This window comes from Geotalea daltonii FRC-32 (genome assembly GCF_000022265.1).
In the GTDB taxonomy this organism is placed as follows: Bacteria; Desulfobacterota; Desulfuromonadia; order Geobacterales; family Geobacteraceae; genus Geotalea; species Geotalea daltonii.
This window is the reverse complement of sequence record NC_011979.1, coordinates 3,687,295-3,708,672: the sequence shown is the minus strand read 5'-3', so window position 1 is coordinate 3,708,672 and position 21,378 is coordinate 3,687,295. Positions and strand designations below refer to the sequence as shown.

Sequence of the window (21,378 nt, the reverse complement as noted above, 5' to 3'; positions counted from 1 at the left end):
AGGAGGATGTTTTATGAAGAGGTTGGTTGTGCTGGTGATCTTTACCCTTCTGGCCGTTATGGCAACCCAAGCCAGGGCTTGCGTCGGCAAGGTGCTCTATATCGGTGTCACCAACTCCCCCAATGATCAATTGCTTGCTGAAATGATCTCCGTCCTTGTCACCGAGAGGACCGGCACCTCCGTCAAAATCCTTACCTTCAAGACCGGGGCCGAAATATACAATGCGGTCAGGCACGGCCAGGTGGGATTGATCATTGAAAACACAGATCACGGGCTGGAGCTGGTCAAGCGACCTAGGGAAGCCAACGCCAAAACTGCATTCGAGATTGTAAAAAGAGAGCATCGCAAGACATTCAACCTTGTCTGGCTCGAGCCACTGGGCACCTTGACCGGCAATGGCTCCAGCCAGCTGGTTGCACCGGTTATTTCTCTCGAGATTTTAGGCAATCTGCCGGCTCTACCGAAATTGATCAACAAGCTCACCGGGATTGTCAATGACAACAACTATTCCAGAATGGTCAAAATGGTAAAGGCCGAGGACAAGCCGAACAAGCTGGCCCGGGAATATCTCAAGGCAAAGAAGTTAATCTGATGCACAGTCTGCTTTGCGGATGAAAGGTTCTGTCTTGCTGCCACCGGGTCTGAAATCACGAATTATCAATGGTCTCTCCTCAACGGAACTGGCAATTGCCCTTTTCGGTATATTGACCATCGTTGCAATACCAGGAACCTTCACCGAATCACGGGCGATTTACTCAAGCCCACTGTTTGTCAGTCTGCTGGCCCTGATGGCATTGAACCTTATATGCTGCAGCATGAAAAGGTGGCGCTCGTTAGCCGGATCGACCCTCGTTCTTCATGGAGGAGTTCTGGTTACTCTTTTGGGCTGTGTGATCACCTCCTTTGGTTATGTGGCCACGGTGAACGTTTATGAAGGCACCTTTGTAGACGAGGCTTTTCGCTGGGACCTGAAGAGGGATGCCCCATTCCACATGCGGCTATGGGTAAAGCAGATAAATCGCCAGTATTACCCGGTGCCGGTCCGCGTCGGTGTCCTGCAGGGTAACGAAAAATACGGCCTGTTCACCCTTGCCACCGGTGAAAGTTTTGAACTGCCCGGTTATCGTGTCTCGGTCACGGACTTTGAGCCCAAAAATCTCAGGCTGGTACTTGTGGTTCACAAAGGGGACGGGATCGTCGGCACAGCCGACACCTCCGGTAACAGCACGCTGCCTCTCGATTTCCCTTATGCTTTCAAGCTTGTCTCCTATAAAAATCCCCAGCTCAAGAGGATGTGGGTCGATCTTCAGCTATCCAGTGATGACAAGCCCCCTGTCTCGGGGACATCGGAAATCAACGCACCGTTTTCCTGGCAGGGACTCTGTTTCTATCATACACAGACTGGAACCGACGGAAATGGCCGCTCCTTCGCAGGCATTCAGATAGTGAAAGATCCGGGCCGGCCTGTTGTTTTCTGCGGCTTCGCAATCATGTGTCTTGGGGCAGTTCTTGCTTTTTGGCGAAGGTTTGCACAAAGATAAATTCCCTGTCGGCCCTTTGCCTTTCATGCATTGGTCGCTGATACAACATTCCATAAAGGAGGGCGTGTTGTTGAAAAAGGTATTTAGAAACCCTGATGTGATGTGGCGCGAGGAAGAGGACTCTCTTTTGGAAGCGAGCGCAGGGCTGGAGAAGGGGAATGACGTGACCGAAGTGGGCACCTCGCTGCTCTTCTCGGACGGCATCATGATTACTCTGAACCTGATGGGCACCGAAATATGGAAGATCTGCGACGGCAGGACCGTCGAGGAGATCATCGATTCCTTACTGGCTGACTTTGAGGTAGAACGAGCAGTACTGTCTCAGGATGTGCATTCGTTTTTGCAGGATCTGGAACAGAAAGGGTTTATCTTCTATGGGTGAAATTCAGCTTAAGGCACCGCTTACGATAAACTGGGCTGTCAACAATAACTGCAACTTCGCCTGCCGCCACTGCTATAGCCGCAATGATGCCATGAAAGAAATAGACTGCAGTATGTTATGCCAGTGTCTTGAGAAAGTTGCCACGGCTGGTGTCATGTCGGTCAATTTCGGCGGTGGCGAGCCGCTGCTGCGTCAGGACTTGGCGACGATCGCTTCTTGTGCTGCCCAAAGCGGCATGCGAGTATCCATGAACAGCAATGGTTACCTCATCGACCGCAAGAAAGCCCTGGAATTGAAAGAGGCCGGGTTCAGCAAGGTGGGCATCAGTATCGACAGCCACGTTCCTGCCATCCATGACCATTTCCGTGGTGTGTCCGGCAGCCACGGGCGTGCCGTAAATGCTTTGGCATACTTGCAGGAGGCAGGAATAAAGACTTCCATCTCCACAGTTATCTGCAAGTTGAACCACCGTGACGTTGCTCCGCTCATAGATTTGGCGGAAAAACTCCATGTGGAGCAGCTCAACTTCCACAATTTCAAATGTTCGGGCCTCGGTTATTCCAACAGGGATGATCTGGACCTGACACCTGAGGAATGGCAGTCATTTTACGCAGAGGCGATAATGGAAAAACAGCGGGGGCGTAAGCTGGACATCTCCCTGGATGATCCGATAATCGCCTCATTGGGAATGCATGACACCAACAACATGGTCAAGGGGAGTGTCTGCGGCAAGCTGTCCCTGAACATAAAGTCCAATGGCGACATTACCCCCTGCGGTTTCATACCCATCGTCATCGGCAATATCCTTGCCGACGACCTTCGGGAGCTATGGAAGAGCTCATCGATTCTGGAAAAGCTGCGCAACAAAGTGGCGACAGGTAAATGTGTCGGCTGCAGCGACTACAATGAATGCCTTGGAGGCTGCAGTGCCCGTGCCCTTGCGTTGACCGGCGATTTCAACAGTCCCGATCCCCACTGCTGGCAGCCATGAATTTCAGTGAGCTGAAAACTCCCATCAGGATTTACTGGGATTTGCCTGCCGACGCTGCTGATAATGATTGTCTCAGTGTCGGTGAGCAGATCATAGTGCTGAAGATACTCAGTCTCGATCTCACCGCTACGAAGGCCACTCCCGGCGCCATTTACCTGCCATTACTGGAATTATTTTCCCCGGTTCAGATTGCCCTTTCTTTGACCATTCCCCTGGCGACCATTACTCCTGCACTTCTGGATCAGATCTGCCATTACCGCCTTAGAAATCTCTATGTGGCTATTGAAGAATCAGCAGACCTTGCCCGAGTGAATCGCCATGATTTCCGAACTGCCGGCGTACCGGTACCAGGGATCTCTTTTGCCGTTGCAGCTGATAATTACCATCAGCTGCCGGAGATATACTCGTTCTGCGCCAATCATGGTTTATCACTGGTATTGCCCATGCAACGGCTCTCCTGTGGTGGAGGCTATTTTGCCTTGGACAGGCAACAGCGGCAGAAACTCTCCGATGGAATAAAAGAGGTGGTCAAGCCTGACAAAATGCAGGTTGTTATCCACGACCCTTTTTTGTGGCGGGTGTTCTTCCCGACCCTTCATTTTCCGGAAGGGAGTTGCCAGGCAGCCAATACCATGCTTAGCATCACGGCCAGCGGTGATGTTTACCCCTGTCCGTCTCTTCCCGTGGCCTTGGGGAATCTCAAGGAGATGACACTGTCATCAATTGTGCATTCGATGGCAAAAAGAAGCTTGCGGGAGAACTTGATGAAGACGCCCAAAGGGTGCGACGGGTGCTTAGAGCTGTCGGGTTGCTTTGGCGGGTGCCGTGGCAGGGGATATTTTGCCGGCGGTTCCTGGGATGAACCTGATCCCTGTTGCCGTTAACCGTTTTTTGCTCAGTCTTGACGCTCGCGGCTCAGCAAGCATGTCAGCAGAATAAATATGAAGCCGGCGAGAACTGCCACTTTACCGTAAAAAGGAACACCGGCGGCGGTTCCTGCCAGTGTCCATGATTGTACGACGGCACCGCCGATAAGCATTCCAACGACCACCAGACCCGCATCTGCGTCTCCTTCACCTGATTTTATCAGCTGTCGGAACGGGCAGCCGCCGATCAGCACCGATATCCAGCCTGCCAAGAGCATTCCGAGAAAACTCCATAGATGGTCCAGATGGGCTCCCGGTTGTCCGAACATACCGGGATGAAATCTGCCGGAGCTGATGCTGGTGACAGTTCCTGCAGCAACGAAGGCCAAGAATCCCCATGGCATATGGGACCTGAAACCCATTAGAATAGCGTCGCGGACACTACCGGTGATGCAGAATCTGCTTCGCTGGGCAAAGGCTCCGAGCAACAGACCGACGCCAAGGGAAACGGCCATTGGTGCATATTGTGCTGCGCTTCCTGTGCCTGAAGAGAGGATGAATGCCGGCGGGAATATCATAAACAGCAGCAAGATGCAAAAAAAAGCAGGGATAAGCAGACCGCTGCTGCCGGTTTGCTTTCCGGAACTCCCCAATTCTACACCATTGGCCAATCCCTTGAGACCGATCCAGACACCTGCAACCAGGCCGGCAACTCCAGCCAAAGCAGTGAGGTCCCCGGCTGTCAAACGGAGAAACAGCTTGATAGGGCAGCCTATAAAGACGGCGCAACCGATTATCAGGAATATCCCGGCAATCAACCGTGGCAGCGGATTGTTGCCCCCATGGGCACGAAACTCCCTGAAAGCGGCGGCGCTCAACATGGCGCCCAAGACAAAACCGACCAGTTCAGGACGCAGGTACTGCATGCGTGAGTTGTCGTGGAAACCCAATGCCCCCACACTGTTCTCGATAAAGCATGAAACACAGATGCCGGAGTTTTCGGGATTACCCCAGACGGAGAGCAGCACTCCGAAAGTCCCCATCAAAGCACCGGTAACAACAATGATCCAGAAATGCCGGTCTTTCAGATTCATTCTTACTCACATCCCCCTGCAAGGCGGCTTCTAAGGTAATTGATATTTTTAACTGCAGCGGCCAGGGAAATGTTGTCCGGGTTAGCCCTGGCTCTCCTGATTATCTGCTGTCCTTCCTCGACAAGACGTTTTACGTCATCTCGTCTTGACAGGGGATTTTTACGGTCAATGTAGTTGCCGCTTAATTTTATGCCCTGGACATAACTGGAAACGGCTTCTTCTATTGCCCCTGCCTGATGGAGGATCTGACCTTTCATTATATAACCGTGGGCTTCACCCGGGTAGGAACGGTTGAGCTCATCCAGTCGCAGGAGGGCTCCCTGCATGTCACCACGCAGGCGCAGGTCCTCCACGGGAGCATATAGTTTTTGCAGCAGGGTGACTCGTGCCTGGAAAGCCATCTCCCTTTCCATTGCTTTTGAGGTGGCGACGGCTGGGGCGTTTGTTTTACCGGATGAGGTATGCCTGCCAATCAGCATGGCCAGGGCCGCAAATACCATGAACAGTAACAGCCAGAGCAACTTATCGAATCGGTCTTTAAACACACGAGCCTCAGTATTTTTGATAGGGGGGCATATTCACACGGCGGGCCATGTCGCGAATCGTGTCATAGTCCTTGTCAAGCAGCTGCTCATATCCATCGGCCCAGGCAGCCTTCAGCACCTTGACCTGCTCGCCGTTGATTTCCACGGTATCGGTCGGTTTCAGTTCGAGTAGCGCTTGGCGGAACCTTGCGACAAGCTCAGGATCGGTCTTGGTTGCTGCTCCGAAAGTGCAGTATGGGATGAGGGGTGTCTGGCCAATAATGACAAAATCATCGGGGGATATTTTCCCTTCCCGTGCCATAACCTCAAGATCCAGCAGAGGGGCAGCACCAACGTCATACTGCCCGAAAAGCACCCCGTAAACCAGTTTTTCGTGTTTGTATGAACCTGAAGGGATGGCGTAAAAGGCGAGATCTTTCTCCGGGTCGATGCCTGACCGCAGCATCAGGTCGTACTCGGCAAGGTAGCCGGTTGGGGCCAGCATCGGCCCAAAGACCATCCTTTTGCCGCGGATGTCGGACAGCTTGTTTATGCCGCTCCCTTTGCGGGCGATAATGGCGCCGCCGGTACGGGAGCCGAAATTGCCGCGCTTGTCGGAGGCAATAATTTGCAGTTGGTAGTTCTCACGGAGAATTATATAGAGTAGGGAGTTCGTATGGGTGAAGGCAAATTCGCCATCGCGGAATCGCTTTTCGAAATCATGGGTATCAACCGGGACGGCCACGAAATCAACATTGAGCTTTTCCGAGAGATAACGGGTAAGGGGCTGAAAACGTGCCATTGTCTCCTGCTCGTTATTGCAATTCATATAGCCGATGCGCATCATCGGCCTCTTGCTCCGCTCCCGGCAGCCTGCCATCGAAGACATCGCAAGTATTAGCAGGATGAATAGCAGAAATAAATAATGCCTGCTGAAGATTCCGTGGACCATATAGTGGGTCTCCAATCAAAATGGATATGGAGGTAATCTAACAGACTAAACAACGCTAAACAACAATTTTGGGCTCGGGGTCATGCTTTTGAACTGCGGCGTAAAAGATCAGTAAGACATGTATCTTGACAATTGCTAATAATGTATATAAGGTTCCGGGCAATTTCGACTTTGGTTCCTCGCTATTGCATCAATGGTCAAATGACTATCGGCGTCCGTTTTACAACGTAATGGATCTTGCGCTGCCGGCAAAATTGAAAGGGGGGGAGTGGATACGGCATTGGGATAACCTGTTGAATTTACTCGGGGGCACATATTCGTATAAAAAAATATCCACGCAAACCTCGTGATAGCCAGAAAATTATTGTTTTAAACCAGCCGTTTTCAGACCTTGCTTGGTGCTGTACTTTAATGGGAGGGTTACTGTCTAGATTATGGGTACTGTTTTTGCATTCATTAGCTCCTAGAATTTTATTATTTAAAGACAAGCGCGGATGAAAAGGCTTCTTTTAATATATTTTGATTACTACTTGACTAAGGGGTAGAGATTATGGGTAAGGTTATCGCTAAGAAGATCCGAGGATTGAATCTGTGGGCAAAGGTGGCATTGACGGTGCTGTTTACTTTGACCCTGTCGGTGTTCATGTATGAGGGGTGGTATAAGCCACATGAAATCATGGCCGCTTCAGTGACCTATAATCTTCAGGTCAATTCAGGGACCACGGTCGCAACCGGAGTTTTGACCGACTCGAGTGCATGCGGAACAAATAATACCGGGGCTGTTACAACCCTAATGGATACATCCGCTTTTGCTTGCGCCAGTCAGCGTGCTGTCCATACTGTTTCCGGTGCAGGCACTATTGTGGAGGCGTATTTTAATTCTGCATATGCTGTTGCCACCACGGTAACAGGCACCTCCTTTAAAGTAAGGCTTCGCGACAGTGGGTCTGGTGGATGGACTGCCGGTGTCAGGTTATTTTATGTGACTTCGAGCGGGACAAAAACAGATTTCACCGGCACTGAAGTGACATCGGCGGTGGCATCGGTAGGAGATTCAACAGTCACTCTGTCATTGACAGGACAATCTGCGACTGTTCCTGTCGGTGCCAAGCTCGGCATCCGTGTTCGAGCGACAGCGGGTACATCAACTGCTAAGCGGGTATACTGGGGATCTACAGCTGATACGGCCGGAACAGGAACTTCTGGTGTTTTGATTGTTAATGAGGTTGTCGCGGCTTCCAATAATGCCAACCTTAGCAATTTAGTGCTCTCGTCTGGGACATTGACGCCTACCTTCAGTAGCACGACCACCTCCTATACCGCTTCTGTCGCCAATTCCGTCTCGTCTATTACCGTTACGCCGACAGAGGCGGACACGACGGCTACGACAACTGTTAATGGAGTTGCTGTCAACAGTGGTACTGCTTCCGGCCCCATTTCCCTTGCAGTCGGCTCCAATACGATCACAACTGTCGTAACAGCCCAAGATGGCGTTACGACCAAAACCTACACAGTGGTTGTTACCCGAGCAGGCTCCTCAAATGCAGATCTGAGTAATCTTGTTCTGTCCAGCGGTACGCTGTCACCTGCTTTCTCCAGTGCAACTACCTCATACACCGCCTCGGTAGCAAACTCCGTTTCCTCCATTACAGTAACACCCACCGAGGCTGATACCACCGCCACCACCACCGTAAACGGCACTGCAGTCAACAGTGGTACGGCTTCCGGCCCGATTGCACTGAGTGTGGGCGCAAACACCATAACAACTGTCGTTACTGCACAAGATGGCACAACCACCAAGACATACACCGTTGTCGTTACACGTGCGGCCGCTGCTTCAACAAATGCAAATCTGAGCAACCTGGTGCTGTCTTCCGGTACCTTGAGCCCTGCTTTTGCCAGCGGAACCATATCCTACACGGCCTCGGTCGCTAACCCCGTTGCCTCAATTACAGTGACTCCCACGGTTGAGGACGCGACTGCAACAGTTAAAGTGAACGGCACCACCGTTGCCAGCGGTACGGCATCCGCTCCCATAGCCCTTGTGGTCGGGTCAAACACCATTACCACGGTCGTCACTGCCCAAGACGGCACTACAACCAAGACCTACACGGTTACCGTCACTCGTGCCGCTGCTGTTAACGGCACCACTGCAGGAGCGCTTAGCTATTCGGGCGTTACCAGCAACTCGATCACGGTGACTGCACCTTTTACAGGTGACGATAACAACAATAACAGCTGTGTCATCAAGTGGGGTACTGTCAATGGGACCTATCCTAACACAGCAACCTCCGCAAAATCCGGCAGCTCCTATGTTGCTACCATCAATAACCTTGCTGAATCAACTATCTACTATTTCCAGGCGACATTCACTGACGCTGATGGCCGCACCCCGGCAAACGGCATAGTGACCGGGTCTACTTCCACTACTGCCTACGTAAATCCCCTGATGCACAGTGCAGCGAATCTTGATCCAAGCAACGCCAAAGGCTACGGCAATTGGGGCGCCGGCAAAGACTGCACCTGGTGCCACACCGCCGGTACCAATAACGTCAAGCAGGTTGCTCAGCAGATTGCCACCCCAACAGGCACAAGAAGCGTTACCTTCTCACGGATGACCTCCACCGTGACGAATGCCATGGATCTCTTCGGTAACGATCAGCGGTCGACCCTGAACCGTTCGACCAATATCTGCGAAGTCTGCCACCACCAGACAAATTTCCATCAATATAGCTCTTCCGTCAAGTCAGTCGGTAAATCCGTGACTTCCAATACCCATTACAACCGGGCGGAATGCATCAAGTGCCACCCCCACAACAAAGGCTTCAAGGGCAATGGCCACACTGTTCCACTTTATGCTACCAGTGCCGGCCACACCGATTGTTCCAGCGGCATAGGCTGCCATACCAACAGTACACCTGCTGGTACCTACCCAGCGACTGGCGGCACGCCACCTAACTGTCAGTCCTGTCACACCAAGGGGGATCCTCTGACCGCCAACATCGGCTGCGGCAGCTGCCATGGTGCTGCAGGCGGTACCGGCGAACCTAACGGCACCGTTCACCCGGATGTAGCAGGCAATCACTCCGTCCACGTCCCGGCCGCTACCAACGGTTGTACCACTTGCCACAATATCGGCGGCTCCGGCGGCAATGCCGATCACGGGCCCGGAAATAGTGGTAACACCACCACCAACCCTGCTGTCGTAAATCTTGACTCGGCACTTGGCTGGAGCAGCGCAACCTCAAAATGTTCTAGCGCAAGCTGCCATGGCAATGTCTACAGCACCACGGGATCATCACTCACGCCACAATGGGGCACCACCAACAATGGTTGCTCCGCCTGCCACTCCGCCTATCCTATCGGCGCAAGTGGCCCGGCAACCGGCGGCCATGGTACTCACAGCGCCTATGCATGTACCAACTGCCACGCGACAGGGACTTCGGCAACCGCCGCACCGTCAGTTGCCAATGGTCACACCGATGGTGATATCGACATAGTAAACGTCGGCTACCAGACTAACGTTACCAAGCACCCAGCCAACGATGGTTACAGTAACCGCACTTGCAGCACAACCTGTCATGGAAGCCCCTACGGCTCAGGCGCTGGCTCGACACCAGCCTGGGGCAGCACGGGCGCAGGTTGTGGCGCATGCCACAACGTAGCCGGCGCTTTCATTACCTACTCCTCACCTTCCAACCAGAAGGGTCCCAACACCGGCAGTCATTCGGCTCACATGAACTATGGCCGTTATATCTGTGATGAGTGCCATACCGGCGCCGTCTCCAATACAGTAACCCAGAGCTATGCCAACGCAGCCCATGGCGACACAGACATCGATGTTACGAACCAGGGCTACCCGGCCAACGTTGCCAAGCATCCGGCAAATTCCGGCTACTCCACCTGTACCCTTGCTTGTCACATTACCACCACCTGGGGGCTCAATACCCTTAAGTGTACCGATTGCCATGCAGCGGCCATCACCCGTACGAAAGGCCGGCCAGGGAAGCAACTTGCTGCTGTAACGGCCGAGTTCGGCAAGACTTACGGGCACAAGAAATCAACTCGTACCGCAGTCGCAGATGCTGACTGTATCGTCTGCCACCTGGAGGGCAACTTCACCACCCAGAAAACCTCCAAATATCACGCTGATGGAAATATCGATCTCCGGAACCCCGATGGCAGTGGTGAGGTTGCCATTACCGATAATAACAATGCGGCATTCACCTTCCAGCGTTTCTCAACATCATTTGCTTCAGGAACCCGGTCTTCGGCCATCAACAATACAGTTGCCAGTGTAATTACCCAGAAATTCTGCCTCACCTGCCATGATTCTGGAGGTGCTGCGAACACCACGGCAAGAGCTGGAACATCTCCAACTCCCACTGCTCCTTTTGGCGGAGGATATACTGTGCTTAATGCCTTCAGCCAGTTCGACCCGACCAACTCATCCAAGCACCCGGTACGTGCCGCCCGCTCGGCTGACTACCCAACCGCTGCCCGACTTGCCGATCCCTACAAACCGACCGGCACCCGCGGTACCTCTGGGACAAAGTCTTCTGGTGTAATTATGAGTTGCTTCGATTGTCACAACACCGGCCAGACTACCGGAATGAAGACACTCCGCACCATTTCAGCCCATGGCGACGCCAACGTTCTGATTCGCGGCGGCAACGCCACGACCAATGGTACTATTTATGTGTCCAGCCCGACACATTGCTCATCATGTCACCTCACCTATACTTATCCGGGCCACAATACCGGCGCAACCGGTTCGGCCTTTACTACAACTTCGGGTGATATGAACGGCACTACCTTCCTTAACTGTCATTACTGTCATGCAGATGCCAACACAGGCACCCGCCCGGCAAGGTCGGATAACTTCCACGGAACCAACGCCTTGCCGACCACAGGCGCTACCGCAACTGTCCGGTGGCTTGGATCGGCAGGCACCCCTGCTCAGGTGAACACCAGACCGTATGCCTTTATCCGTAACAGGATGAATCTGAGCAACCACCAACCGCGGATGATCGGCTCAAGTACCTACAGTCCGCAATGTTCCATGGTTTCCTATACCGGAGGCGCATGTTCCAACCAGTCCGGCAAGACCTATACGGTTGGCGGTACCTATTAGCCACCGGGTCAGTTAATTGTTCTTCAGCCCCGCCCATAAGGGTGGGGCTTTTTTTTTTGAACTGATACTGCTCGACATGACCAAATCCAGAATGATTTCTGCAACCGGAGGTTAACATGAGAATGCGCATACTTCTGTCTATGATTGTCGTTATATTCGCTTTTTCCGCTTGCAAGAAAGGTTCTCATTCCACATCACCTGACTTGAACACCAAATCTACGCTCCTGGCAAACATTCCTGAAGGTGCTGAGTTTGACGACGCCTTATTCAGTGATGATGGTAATAAGGTTGCGTATGCCGTGAAGTCCAACGGTAAGGAAGCGATGGTTATCAACGACAAGATGGGTATCTTTTACGAGCATGTTCGAGGTCCGGCATTTTCACCATCGGGGTCAGAGTGTGCCTATATCGCAAGAAAGGGGGGCAAAGAACTTGTGGTCGTGGACGGTAAGGAAGGAAAAAGCTACGACACTATTAACCACCTTGCCTATAGCAGGAGCGGCCGTGTTATATATTCGGCAACCCAAGGCGACCAATCCCTGATGGTATCGGATGGGAAGGAGATTGAACCCTTCAAGGGCACAATTTCCGATACCTTTCTCCTTTCCTCCCCCAAAAAAGTAGCCTTTGTCGCAGAGCAAAAGGGTAGTGCTCTGCATATTTGCAGTGAAAAGCTTAAAAGTTGTGTCACAGACAGGAATTATGACTCCATAAGTTTTGTTAACCTTGATGAATTACAGACACATCTGGCTTATTCTGCTACCTTGAATGGCCAGAGTGCCGTTATAATGCTGGATCTCGATGGTTCGGCCCCCAAGCCCGTTGAAACTGAGTGGTACGATCAAATCTTTGCCTTGGATCTTTCTGAAAATGGCAAACATCTTGCCTTTCTGGCGAGTCAGAGGGGGGAAACCTTCCTGGTTGTCGACGGAGTAAAGCATAAGACCGACAATCTCCAGTCTGTCTTTGAGCTGGTGGTTTCTTCAACAGGCAACACCATCCACACTGGCTTTCTTGGCGGGAAAGTTGTTTCCTTTCTAAACGGCAAAAATACCGGCAATACATATGACTCCATAAATTTCCCTTCTTTTAGCCGAAACGGATCGAATTTCGTTTATGGCGCAGCAATCGGCCCTAAGAATTTTATTGTGGTGAACGGTGCAAATGGTCCGGCCTTTGACAAGGTTGTTACGCCGCAATTTATTCCGAATGGAAATCATGTGGTATATCGTACCCGTAAGGATGGGGAGCGATTTGCCGTTGTCGCTGACCTGCAAGGTCATACTGTCAGAGAACTGCCTCATTACGATGGGGTATGGGACATTCAGGTATTTCCTGACGGTAAAACTGTCGGGTATGGTGCCAAAGTCGGTCGCACTCTCTGGTGGAAGGTTGATAACCTATTCTGATAACCATCTCTAGGCAGGATCTGGTTGCACCGGCTGTATTATTTATGCTAGGTTTATCGTGGCGATGAGCTGGGGAACCAGCGGTTGCAGACTTTTAAAATCATTTCTCCCTTGAACAAATTATCCATGCCGGCAGGTGGAAATGTCGCAATTACAAGATAAAACCGAACTTCATTCAGAGACATGTCCCGATGAACAGCCGGAGAGTTATCCTCTTCAGCCGCGCTTTCACCCGGTGCACAAGACAATTCGGCTGATCTACGATTTCCTGGCATCGGCTAGATTAGCCATGCTGCTCCTTGTGACAATCTTGATATGCAGTATTGTCGGGGTCACGATAATCCGCGGAATACGGGCCTGGGAATTGATCTTCAGCACTCTCTGGTTCAACAGCATCCTGGTGCTGCTTGTCGTAAATGTGGCCTGCTGCTTTTTCGGCAGGATCTGGCACAGAAAACTCACCATCATCTCCTTCGGCATGATCCTTTTCCATATCAGCTTTGTGGCTATTCTCTGCGGAATTGTATTTAACAGCCTCTTCTATTTTCGAGGAAACATCAGACTTACCGAAGGGGAAATTCTACCCAGCGGCGATTTCAACAGCTATGATAAGTATGAGCACGGGCGTTTTTTTTCCATTGATCGCCTTAAAGGTGAGGCATCCTTGATAAAAATGCACCGTGGGTACCGGGTTGGTAAAGAAGATAAACGCGCTGCATACGAGATCGAGGTCGGCGAAAGCGGACGTAAGAGTCACGGCATTATCTACATTACCCATAATCTGACCCATCATGGACTCACTTACTATACGGACCGGGAGGGATATTCACTGCTGGTGGTACTTAACGACTCCACCGGCAAGGAAATATATGGAGCCCATTTTCCTCTGCAGAGCCTAAGGCAAAAGGACGAGTCATTTCTATATACCACCGGCACTAAAGAAGGTCCTGCTCCGTTTATGTTTCCTCAGGACCCCATGCGACCGCTTATGGAATTGCAGCTTGCTTTCTCTCCTTCCTCCACAAATTATGGTGGCGGGGATGTGTCTTATGTGGTAATGCCTTTGGGAAAGGACCATAAAGAAGTCAGAGACTTTATTATCAAAGAGGGTAGGGTTGCGGTGGGGCAATCATTCTCTGCCTTTGGCTACCGACTTACTCCGAAAGAGGTCCGCTATTGGGTGGCTATGAACGTTCGTTACGAACCGGGCAAGCCGATAGTGTTGACAAGCCTCTGGATAGGGCTGGCTGGGATGCTTATTACAACCATTGGGCGGATGATGCGAAGTCGGATGTGATGCCGACTACCAATGAATTTCTAGTATACAAGGGGGATGAACAATGAAGCCGGCACTGATGTTTTTCTGGGCAGCTGTTTCACTGTATGGCGTGAGTACCTTTAGTTATATCTTCGGCATGATTGCCAAACAGGAGAAGTTGTTCACCATTGGCCTCTACAGCGCAGTGGCTGGTTTTATTCCCCATGTCATAGCCATTGCCCTTCGCTGGTCGGCAACGGGCATCACGCCGTTTATCGACATTTCCGAGTCGCTTACCCTTGGGACCTTTATGGCGGTCCTCATTTTTGTCGCTTTTCAGGCGTTCACAAAGAGGTTGCGGCCGTTGGGGGTGCTGGTCATCCCGGTGGCCTTTGTACTGCTCGGCTGGGCTGGAACAATGATGAAAGAAGTAGCCACGTCACTCTCCCCGGCATTGCAAAGTGGGTGGATTTGGGTCCACATAGTAGGGGCCTCATCAGGATTTGCTTCCGTACTTGTGGCTGCCGGCATAGGGCTGATGTACCTTCTGAAAGAAAGAAAATCGGGCGGGATTTATGACAAGTTGCCTGACCTTGGTGCACTGGATCTGTTGTCTTACCGCTTTGTTTCTGGCGGCTTTATCATGTATGGATTGATGATGATTTCAGGCTGCTTCTGGTCGAACCAGGTAAAAGGTAATTATTGGGGATGGGATCCGGTGGAGGTCTGGTCGCTCGTTTCATGGCTGGTCTATGGGATTTATCTCCACTTGCGCATTACTTTTGGGTGGCGAGGCACCAGGCTTGCCTGGTATGCGTTGATAGCTTTGATCTTCATGATCGTAAGTTACTGGGGTATCCCTTTCGGTGTGGAGACCTTCCATTCCGGGTTCCGCATCGAGCATAATTAGTAAGAAAAGGGGTTGACCTGTGCGCGCAATGACATTGATTACGGCAATCAGCATCGTAGGACTGTTAGGCACTGCTGACGCCATGCCCGGACTTGAAAAACGAGGTGTCGTCGTCCCAAGCGTGACTCCTGCCATGAACCAATCTCCGCACTCTACCGCCAGCGGTTCGAGTGCAGGTCCCACGGATATGGCCGGTGTCATTCAGAAGGCCATTCTTCCCGGATACCCGAAAATGCCCATAGGCGAAGCTTTCGGCAAATACGGGTATTTCAAAAAGAGGGAATGGCGCGAGACCAGGGCCGCGAACGGTAATATCTTCGTGGACTTTGTCGGCTACATTCCCACCGGTCTTTTCGATTTCAAGAAGAGGAGCGCCGGTATCACCGCCAGAGGGATAGAAGTAAAGTTCGTCATCTATCCGGATGGTGCCTATGGTTTGGCGATGATGACAAACGTCGAAATACGAAGCGGCGGAAGGATTTACCGAACACCCAGGGCTGATGCAAAGGTGGTACTCGATGCCATATATGCTAACCAAAAACTCGATCTCTGATGTTTGTTTCCGCTGTTGTTGCAGTTTGAAAGGTGCTTTATAAATGAAAGTCTGCATTATCTTCCCTCCGCTTCCCTTCGGCTGGACGCCGGTCGCACCGCCGATCCTTGAGTATCTTGCGGCATTAACGCACAGGGAAGATCCCAATATCGAGATCGAGCTGATAAGCGCCAGTGCCACCCCCGAGGCCATCGACAAAATCCAATGCGACCTGGCAACCATCAGCATCCTGACCCCGACAGCCGTGCCGGGATATATGATCGCCGATGCCCTTCGGGCTAAGGGCATAAAAGTCGTATTCGGCGGTATCCATGCCTCCTCCATGCCGGAAGAGGCCAAATCCCACGGGGATGCGGTCGTCATCGGCGAGGCGGAATCAACGTGGCCGCAGGTCCTGCGCGACTTCAAGGCCGGCCGGCTGCAACCGTTCTACCGGGGGGAGCAACTCCCCCTCAACGATCTCCCAACCCCCTTTTTCGGGAAACTTTCCGGAGGGCACCAGTTCCGTGTCATCAATACTTCCCGCGGTTGCCCGTATAACTGCACCTTCTGCTCAGTCAAACCCTTTTATGGAGCAAGCATCCGCTTTCGCCCCATCGAGGATGTGGTGCGTGACGTCTGTGCCGTTCCGGAGAAGATGTACATCAATGGAGATGAAAATATCTGGTGGGAAGGATTCGAGCAGCGTGCAATCGATATGTTCACTGCCCTTAGAGGGAGCGGCAAGAAGTGGATGGGCTTCGGCAGCCTGCGCCCGGTATTGACACCCAGCGGTTCACGCATGCTGAACGCCGCCCGGGAAAGCGGAATGCTGACTGTTTGGGTGGGATGGGATGCCATTTCTGATGATTCTCTGACCGCCTACAAAGCAAACGGTAAAATTGGCGTCGACCGCGAACGAGCCGTCAGAACCCTCCGTGACCATGGCATTGATGTCTCATTGTTTTACATGCTGGGGGGGAGAAATGATTCCTTGGATGATTTCAAGCGTTCCGTGGAGTTGGCGGACCGTCTGGGAGTCAGCATGCATCCTTCGCTGCTTGTGCCATACCCGGGTACCGAGTTGCGTCGTCAGTATGAACCATACATCTATAAGGATCTTGGCTGGGAGTATTACACCGGGGCATATGCACTTTTTGATCACCCCGATCCGCGAATGACACCGGCAGCACGAGAAGAGGCATTTTACGAAACATCTCTGGAAATTCTCAGTAACTGGAGGATCTTTAGCCATATGCGTCATGTGCCGCTGTCTGGCTTTCCGTTTGCCCATATCCTGTCGCTGATGAATCAGCTGCCGGTGCGCAAAGGGATGAAGATCGCCTATGAAAAATGGAAGGAAGAGCAGCGGGCTGTCCGGGATAAACAGATTATGGGATAAGCGTAATCAGCTAAAAGATAATCTGGCGGTCGGGAAGTTTTCCTGACCGCCATTTTTATTGGTAATTATTTTTTTGGCAGTTTTTCCGATTGCAGTCCCGCAGGGTGATCCTTCAGTTCCTGTTTTTTCTCTTCGGCCTTGTACCAGTCAAGCGGCCGCTCGGTTTGATCCTTGAATGCCCCAAGGGCTGCGTCGCGCAGTTCTGCGGCTTCTTTGCTCGCCTGAGAAACCAGGATCTCATCGACGACCTGGGGACATGACGGCAGAGAACCGGGACGTGCTTCGACCTCTTCCCTGATGCTCGGTTTGACCTTGGGGCTTTTGGCAAAGCGCATCTTCAGGTCAATGGAAAAGTTGGTGTACGCTTCCAACATCCTGAAAACGGCATTGTCGCCCATGGGACCCATGGTCCGGTCCTCATCAGGCAGCGGTGATACCTTGCCGTTCTCAATTTTGGCACGCCCCACCATTTCACAGCCGGTACCGTTATCAGTTGTGTAACCGAGGTTGTCGGTTATGACGGCCAGTACAGTCGGTACATTGGCCAGGTCCCAATGGGCGAGCAAGCCGACTTCGCCATCGGGCAGAGGGCTGAGATCGTCGATATTCATGGCCAGCACCCGTGACCATGGAGGTACAGGACGAACCCGTTTGCGGGGCGAAAGACCTTTCATATGGCGGCGTAATGCATCGTCAAACAAATTGGTGGCGGTTTCGGCTTCACCGAGAACGTTTACACAGTGGGTATCCGGAACGTCAAGTATCTCTCTGACCATTTCATAGTAATCATCGCGGGTAACTACGCCGAAGCGCCCACGATAACCGCCGCCGTCGCAGACTCGGCTTCCTGGGGGAAGCTTGAATTTCATTTTTTTCCGGCGGCAGGCCTGGAAGAAATAGACATATGCAGCGGTTGCGCCGATCAGTGCCACAGGTATCCCGCTTGACTCAGCTTCGTGTAGTGCTGTAAGCAGGTTTTTCACGTCAATGCCGGTTTTTCCAAGCAGGAACATGCTGTCCGGAGTGCCGAACGCCTGTCTTGTCTGATCCATGCCGATGGCCATTCCCATGGATGGTGCCAGTTCAGGGCTAGGAGCAAGGATGAGGATGCGGCAACGTTTTCCCTCCTCAAAATCGGGGAACAGGTATGATTCGGTCATCATCCTGTTTGCACCAAAGACGAGGCGTTTCCCGTCCTCATCCCTGAAAATGCGACCGCGCTGGGTGAGGCTGGTTGTGCCGCCGGTCAGACATGCCATCACCGACTGTTCCAAAGGAAAAGATGCAACCAGATGTGTCTTGAAGACATCATTGTAGACCAAAGGGACATCCTGCCAGCGACTGATATCACCCGGTTTGACTTTCTTGGCGTCGCAGAATTCCCTGAAGATGGCGTTGTTCTGGTACTGCAATGCGAACAGTTGCATTGAATAGTCATTGAATTGGGCATCCGAAAGCTCGGCGTCAACTCCTGCTTGAATAAATCCGAGAACTTCTTCAGTGAGACGATGACTTGTACTATCAGTTGTGGCCATAAAATGGACTCCTGTTTAGTGGTTGTTGCTTAACACCCGGGAACTGTTCTAGCAAGGTTTGAGCCAATCAAGGTCGTATCGGATAGGCCAGAAATACAGCATAGCTGCCAGGTGATCAGGTAGGGCTGCTGCTTTTTATGGCAGCAGTGAACAAAAAAACAGCTCAAACATCAGCGGGCTCATCATGCAGGTAGGGAAATAGTAGCTTACGGACCTTTGTCTAGTCAAGGAATAACCAGTTTGCCATCAACGGCGGAATGGTGCATTAACAACAGATTAAAAATAGAATTGTACCGGTAAATCATTTATGCCATAATGCCAAGGACTTATCATAACTAGTTTCCATCCGGAAAGGGTTCTTTTCTGCCCTGGCGGCGTCAATCTGCGGGCTTACTTGTGCGACGTACCGATGTACGTCTCCGCTCAAGCCCTTGATTTCCTTGCCAGAACAAAAAATCCCCTCTTTCCGAATCGGAAACCACCAGTTTATCATCCGGAGTTTCCGGATGGAAACTAACTAATAAAGAGCGTTTACCGGCCTCTGAATTTTCTGACGCCGGCATTGCTACCGAGAGCTTGGTCATGGTGCAGGTTAAGAAATCTCTTGTTGTTCTCAATGGATTTATCCATGATTTTGCAGCTGGTTATTGGCTGGCGGCCATAATTGCCATTGCCGTACTCCATGATATGCACGGTCGACAGCCGATGGTGACCGGAATACTAAACCAGTTGGAGCACCTCTTCTTCTGGCAGAGCGTTGCCGCTGGTGTTATTATCATGGCGACAGGCTCAGGACGCACTTTTACCTATGTTGACAATTACTATGGGGTCGACTCGGAAAGAACACGCCGTCGAATGCTCTTGGTAAAGCATATCATCCTGTTCATTGCCTTTGGCATAGGTTACTGGTTTGTTTTCGATATGACCTTTCATTAACTAAACGTTCTCTTTATGTTCGTTTACGCTACTTTGCTTTGGCTATACCGGTTATTTCACCAATCACCCGTAACGCCTCAATGGAAGTTTTATTGTAAGTATTTGAAAGCACTGTTGTTTGGGCTTGGTGTTGATGGCTTTTTGACGGCATGATAATTGCTGATGTCCATGATTTGGTGGTTTAAATTCAAAGGAGTTCTCGATGACTATAAAACGGGTGGCACTCATCACCCCCCCTTATCATTCAGGGGTTGTTGAGTCTGCAGGCACCTGGCTGAACGTGGGCCTTGTCTATATTGCCGGTGCCCTGCGGGCGCAGGGCTACGAAGTCGACTACTATGACGCCATGTCGTTGTGGCACAAATGGCCTGAGATCCAGGAACGGATCGAGGCATTCAACCCTGATGTGGTTGCAACAACTGCCTACACCGCTTCCATAGTTCATGCCGTCGAACTTGTTCGACTTGCCAAATCAGTGAATCCGCAGGTTGTTACGGTCATTGGCAATGTCCACGCTACCTTCTGCTATGAAGAATTATTGTCCGCAGATCATAACGTAATTGATTATGTGGTACGTGGCGAAGGGGAGGTGACACTGCCGTCCCTTCTGAATTGCCTCAATGCCGGTGAGGATCCTGCTGCCGTTCCCGGCTTGGCATTTTATTCCGGTGGCAGCGTCATTGCTACCCCGAAGGCTCCCTATATACAGGATCTGGACTCCCTTCAGGCGGCTTGGGACCTGGTGGAATGGCCTATTTATACCTATCGTGCCAAGAATAATGCCAGACTGGCTATCGTTTCCTCGTCGCGAGGTTGTCAGCAGAAATGTTCTTTCTGCTCCCAGCAGCTTTTCTGGGCCCAGACCTGGCGAGCCAGAAGTCCGGAGAATTTCATTGCCGAACTGGAGATGCTGAACAACAAATACGGCGTTGAAGTCGCAATGCTTTCCGACGAGATTCCCACCTTTGACAGGGATCGCTGGGTGCGGATCCTCGATCTGATGATCGAGCGCAAGGTGGGAGTCAAGCTTCTGATGGAAACCCGCGTCGATGATATTCTCCGCGATGCAGATATCATGGACAAGTATCGAAAGGCAGGGGTCGAGCATATCTATGTGGGGGTTGAGGCCGGCTCCCAGGAAACGTTGGATCTCTTCAAGAAGGATACGAAGGTAGAACAGTCAAAACTGGCAATCGACATCATCAATAATGCCGATATAGTTTCAGAGACCTCATTCGTCCTGGGCATGCCTGAAGACACCCCTGAATCCATTGCCGCCACCATAGAGCTGGCCAAGCATTACAATCCGGACATGGCTTTTTTCCTGGCCATCGCTCCCTGGCCCTATGCCGAACTCTATCCACAACTGGAAAAATATGTGGTAACCAAAGACTATCGCAAGTACAATCTGGTGGAACCGGTTCTCAAACCGATAAACATGTCCGTGGATGAACTGGAAAAGGAACTGGGCAAGGCGGCGCAGAAATTCTACATGCACAAGTTCCAGAATCTGGATAAGATCAGAGGGTGGAAGAAGGATTTCATGCTGGCGGTGCTGGACATCTTCATCAACCACTCCTATCTGGCAGGGCAGATCAAAGCAGCCATGAAGGAGGGAAAAGAGATGCCACCCGAGGTGAAGGCACTGATCAAGACGGTTAAGGGCCATAAGTCTCCTGCCATGCACCAAGCCATTGCACCGATTCCATAAGTATTTACTGCAGAACAGCAAATGATTTCATAACGGTAAGAGAGGAGGCGCTCTGATGAAAAAGACATATGTAGCACCCAAAGTCGTCGGCAGTGCAATTGTTCATCCCTGTTAATTCATTTTCAATGAAGTTGAAAAGAGATGAGGCTGATTATCCAGCCTCATTTTCTATTTAAGGGACTTCACTACCATCTATTATTT

General features: G+C 51.5%; 17 protein-coding genes. 13 read left to right on the top strand and 4 right to left on the bottom strand.

Annotated elements, in window-relative coordinates:
* The first annotated feature begins 13 nt into the window (after positions 1 to 13).
* The 5 genes from GEOB_RS16675 to GEOB_RS16655 all read left to right on the top strand — a co-directional run bounded on the left by GEOB_RS16675 (position 14) and on the right by GEOB_RS16655 (position 3,798).
* Positions 14 to 592 carry a type 2 periplasmic-binding domain-containing protein gene (locus GEOB_RS16675; protein ID WP_012648426.1) on the top strand — a complete coding sequence of 193 codons (579 nt, stop codon included), beginning with the start codon at positions 14 to 16 and terminating at the stop codon, positions 590 to 592.
* 19 nt (positions 593 to 611) lie between these two features.
* Positions 612 to 1,541 carry a cytochrome c biogenesis protein ResB gene (locus GEOB_RS16670; protein ID WP_012648425.1) on the top strand — a complete coding sequence of 310 codons (930 nt, stop codon included), beginning with the start codon at positions 612 to 614 and terminating at the stop codon, positions 1,539 to 1,541.
* Positions 1,542 to 1,611: 70 nt separating this feature from the next.
* Positions 1,612 to 1,923, top strand: coding sequence for a GeoRSP system PqqD family peptide chaperone (locus GEOB_RS16665; protein ID WP_012648424.1), 312 nt, complete (start codon positions 1,612 to 1,614; stop codon positions 1,921 to 1,923).
* Positions 1,916 to 2,914, top strand: coding sequence for a GeoRSP system radical SAM/SPASM protein (locus tag GEOB_RS16660; RefSeq protein ID WP_012648423.1), 999 nt, complete (start codon positions 1,916 to 1,918; stop codon positions 2,912 to 2,914). Before GEOB_RS16665 ends, GEOB_RS16660 begins: the two co-directional genes overlap by 8 nt.
* Positions 2,911 to 3,798: a GeoRSP system SPASM domain protein gene (locus tag GEOB_RS16655; protein ID WP_012648422.1), complete on the top strand. Its 888-nt coding sequence runs from the start codon at positions 2,911 to 2,913 to the stop codon at positions 3,796 to 3,798. The genes GEOB_RS16660 and GEOB_RS16655 overlap by 4 nt, the downstream gene beginning before the upstream one ends.
* Before the next feature lie 11 nt (positions 3,799 to 3,809).
* Here GEOB_RS16655 and yedE read toward each other — a convergent pair whose 3' ends face one another.
* The 3 genes from yedE to GEOB_RS16640 are packed head-to-tail and all read right to left on the bottom strand — an operon-like array spanning position 3,810 to position 6,278.
* On the bottom strand, positions 3,810 to 4,874 hold the full coding sequence (yedE, locus tag GEOB_RS16650) for a YedE family putative selenium transporter (protein ID WP_012648421.1): 1,065 nt from the start codon (positions 4,872 to 4,874) through the stop codon (positions 3,810 to 3,812).
* Positions 4,875 to 4,876: 2 nt separating this feature from the next.
* Positions 4,877 to 5,419, bottom strand: coding sequence for a tetratricopeptide repeat protein (locus GEOB_RS16645; RefSeq protein WP_012648420.1), 543 nt, complete (start codon positions 5,417 to 5,419; stop codon positions 4,877 to 4,879).
* A gap of 7 nt (positions 5,420 to 5,426) precedes the next feature.
* Positions 5,427 to 6,278, bottom strand: a complete 852-nt coding sequence (locus GEOB_RS16640; RefSeq protein ID WP_268741657.1) for a phosphate/phosphite/phosphonate ABC transporter substrate-binding protein — start codon at positions 6,276 to 6,278, stop codon at positions 5,427 to 5,429.
* Positions 6,279 to 6,900: 622 nt separating this feature from the next.
* Between GEOB_RS16640 and GEOB_RS19490 the strand changes: the two genes are divergently transcribed.
* The 6 genes from GEOB_RS19490 (at position 6,901) to GEOB_RS16610 (ending at position 16,995) form a co-directional block, all read left to right on the top strand.
* Positions 6,901 to 11,484: a cadherin-like beta sandwich domain-containing protein gene (locus GEOB_RS19490; RefSeq protein ID WP_012648418.1), complete on the top strand. Its 4,584-nt coding sequence runs from the start codon at positions 6,901 to 6,903 to the stop codon at positions 11,482 to 11,484.
* A 116-nt stretch (positions 11,485 to 11,600) separates the two neighbouring features.
* On the top strand, positions 11,601 to 12,893 hold the full coding sequence (locus GEOB_RS16630; RefSeq protein ID WP_012648417.1) for a TolB family protein: 1,293 nt from the start codon (positions 11,601 to 11,603) through the stop codon (positions 12,891 to 12,893).
* A gap of 142 nt (positions 12,894 to 13,035) precedes the next feature.
* On the top strand, positions 13,036 to 14,190 hold the full coding sequence (locus tag GEOB_RS16625; protein ID WP_012648416.1) for a hypothetical protein: 1,155 nt from the start codon (positions 13,036 to 13,038) through the stop codon (positions 14,188 to 14,190).
* Between the two features lie 43 nt (positions 14,191 to 14,233).
* Positions 14,234 to 15,061 (top strand): cytochrome c biogenesis protein CcsA, encoded by an 828-nt coding sequence (gene ccsA / locus GEOB_RS16620; protein WP_012648415.1) that lies wholly within the window; start codon positions 14,234 to 14,236, stop codon positions 15,059 to 15,061.
* 19 nt (positions 15,062 to 15,080) lie between these two features.
* On the top strand, positions 15,081 to 15,614 hold the full coding sequence (locus GEOB_RS16615) for a hypothetical protein (protein WP_154650515.1): 534 nt from the start codon (positions 15,081 to 15,083) through the stop codon (positions 15,612 to 15,614).
* Positions 15,615 to 15,657: 43 nt separating this feature from the next.
* Positions 15,658 to 16,995, top strand: a complete 1,338-nt coding sequence (locus GEOB_RS16610; RefSeq protein WP_012648413.1) for a B12-binding domain-containing radical SAM protein — start codon at positions 15,658 to 15,660, stop codon at positions 16,993 to 16,995.
* Positions 16,996 to 17,060: 65 nt separating this feature from the next.
* Here the strand turns inward: GEOB_RS16610 and GEOB_RS16605 are convergent, their stop codons facing one another.
* Positions 17,061 to 18,530, bottom strand: coding sequence for a LuxE/PaaK family acyltransferase (locus GEOB_RS16605; protein ID WP_012648412.1), 1,470 nt, complete (start codon positions 18,528 to 18,530; stop codon positions 17,061 to 17,063).
* A gap of 582 nt (positions 18,531 to 19,112) precedes the next feature.
* Between GEOB_RS16605 and GEOB_RS16595 the strand changes: the two genes are divergently transcribed.
* Positions 19,113 to 19,466, top strand: coding sequence for a hypothetical protein (locus GEOB_RS16595; RefSeq protein ID WP_012648411.1), 354 nt, complete (start codon positions 19,113 to 19,115; stop codon positions 19,464 to 19,466).
* 202 nt (positions 19,467 to 19,668) lie between these two features.
* A complete protein-coding gene (locus tag GEOB_RS16590; RefSeq protein ID WP_012648410.1) occupies positions 19,669 to 21,177 on the top strand; it encodes a B12-binding domain-containing radical SAM protein in 1,509 nt (502 codons plus the stop codon).
* The last annotated feature ends 201 nt before the right edge of the window (positions 21,178 to 21,378 follow it).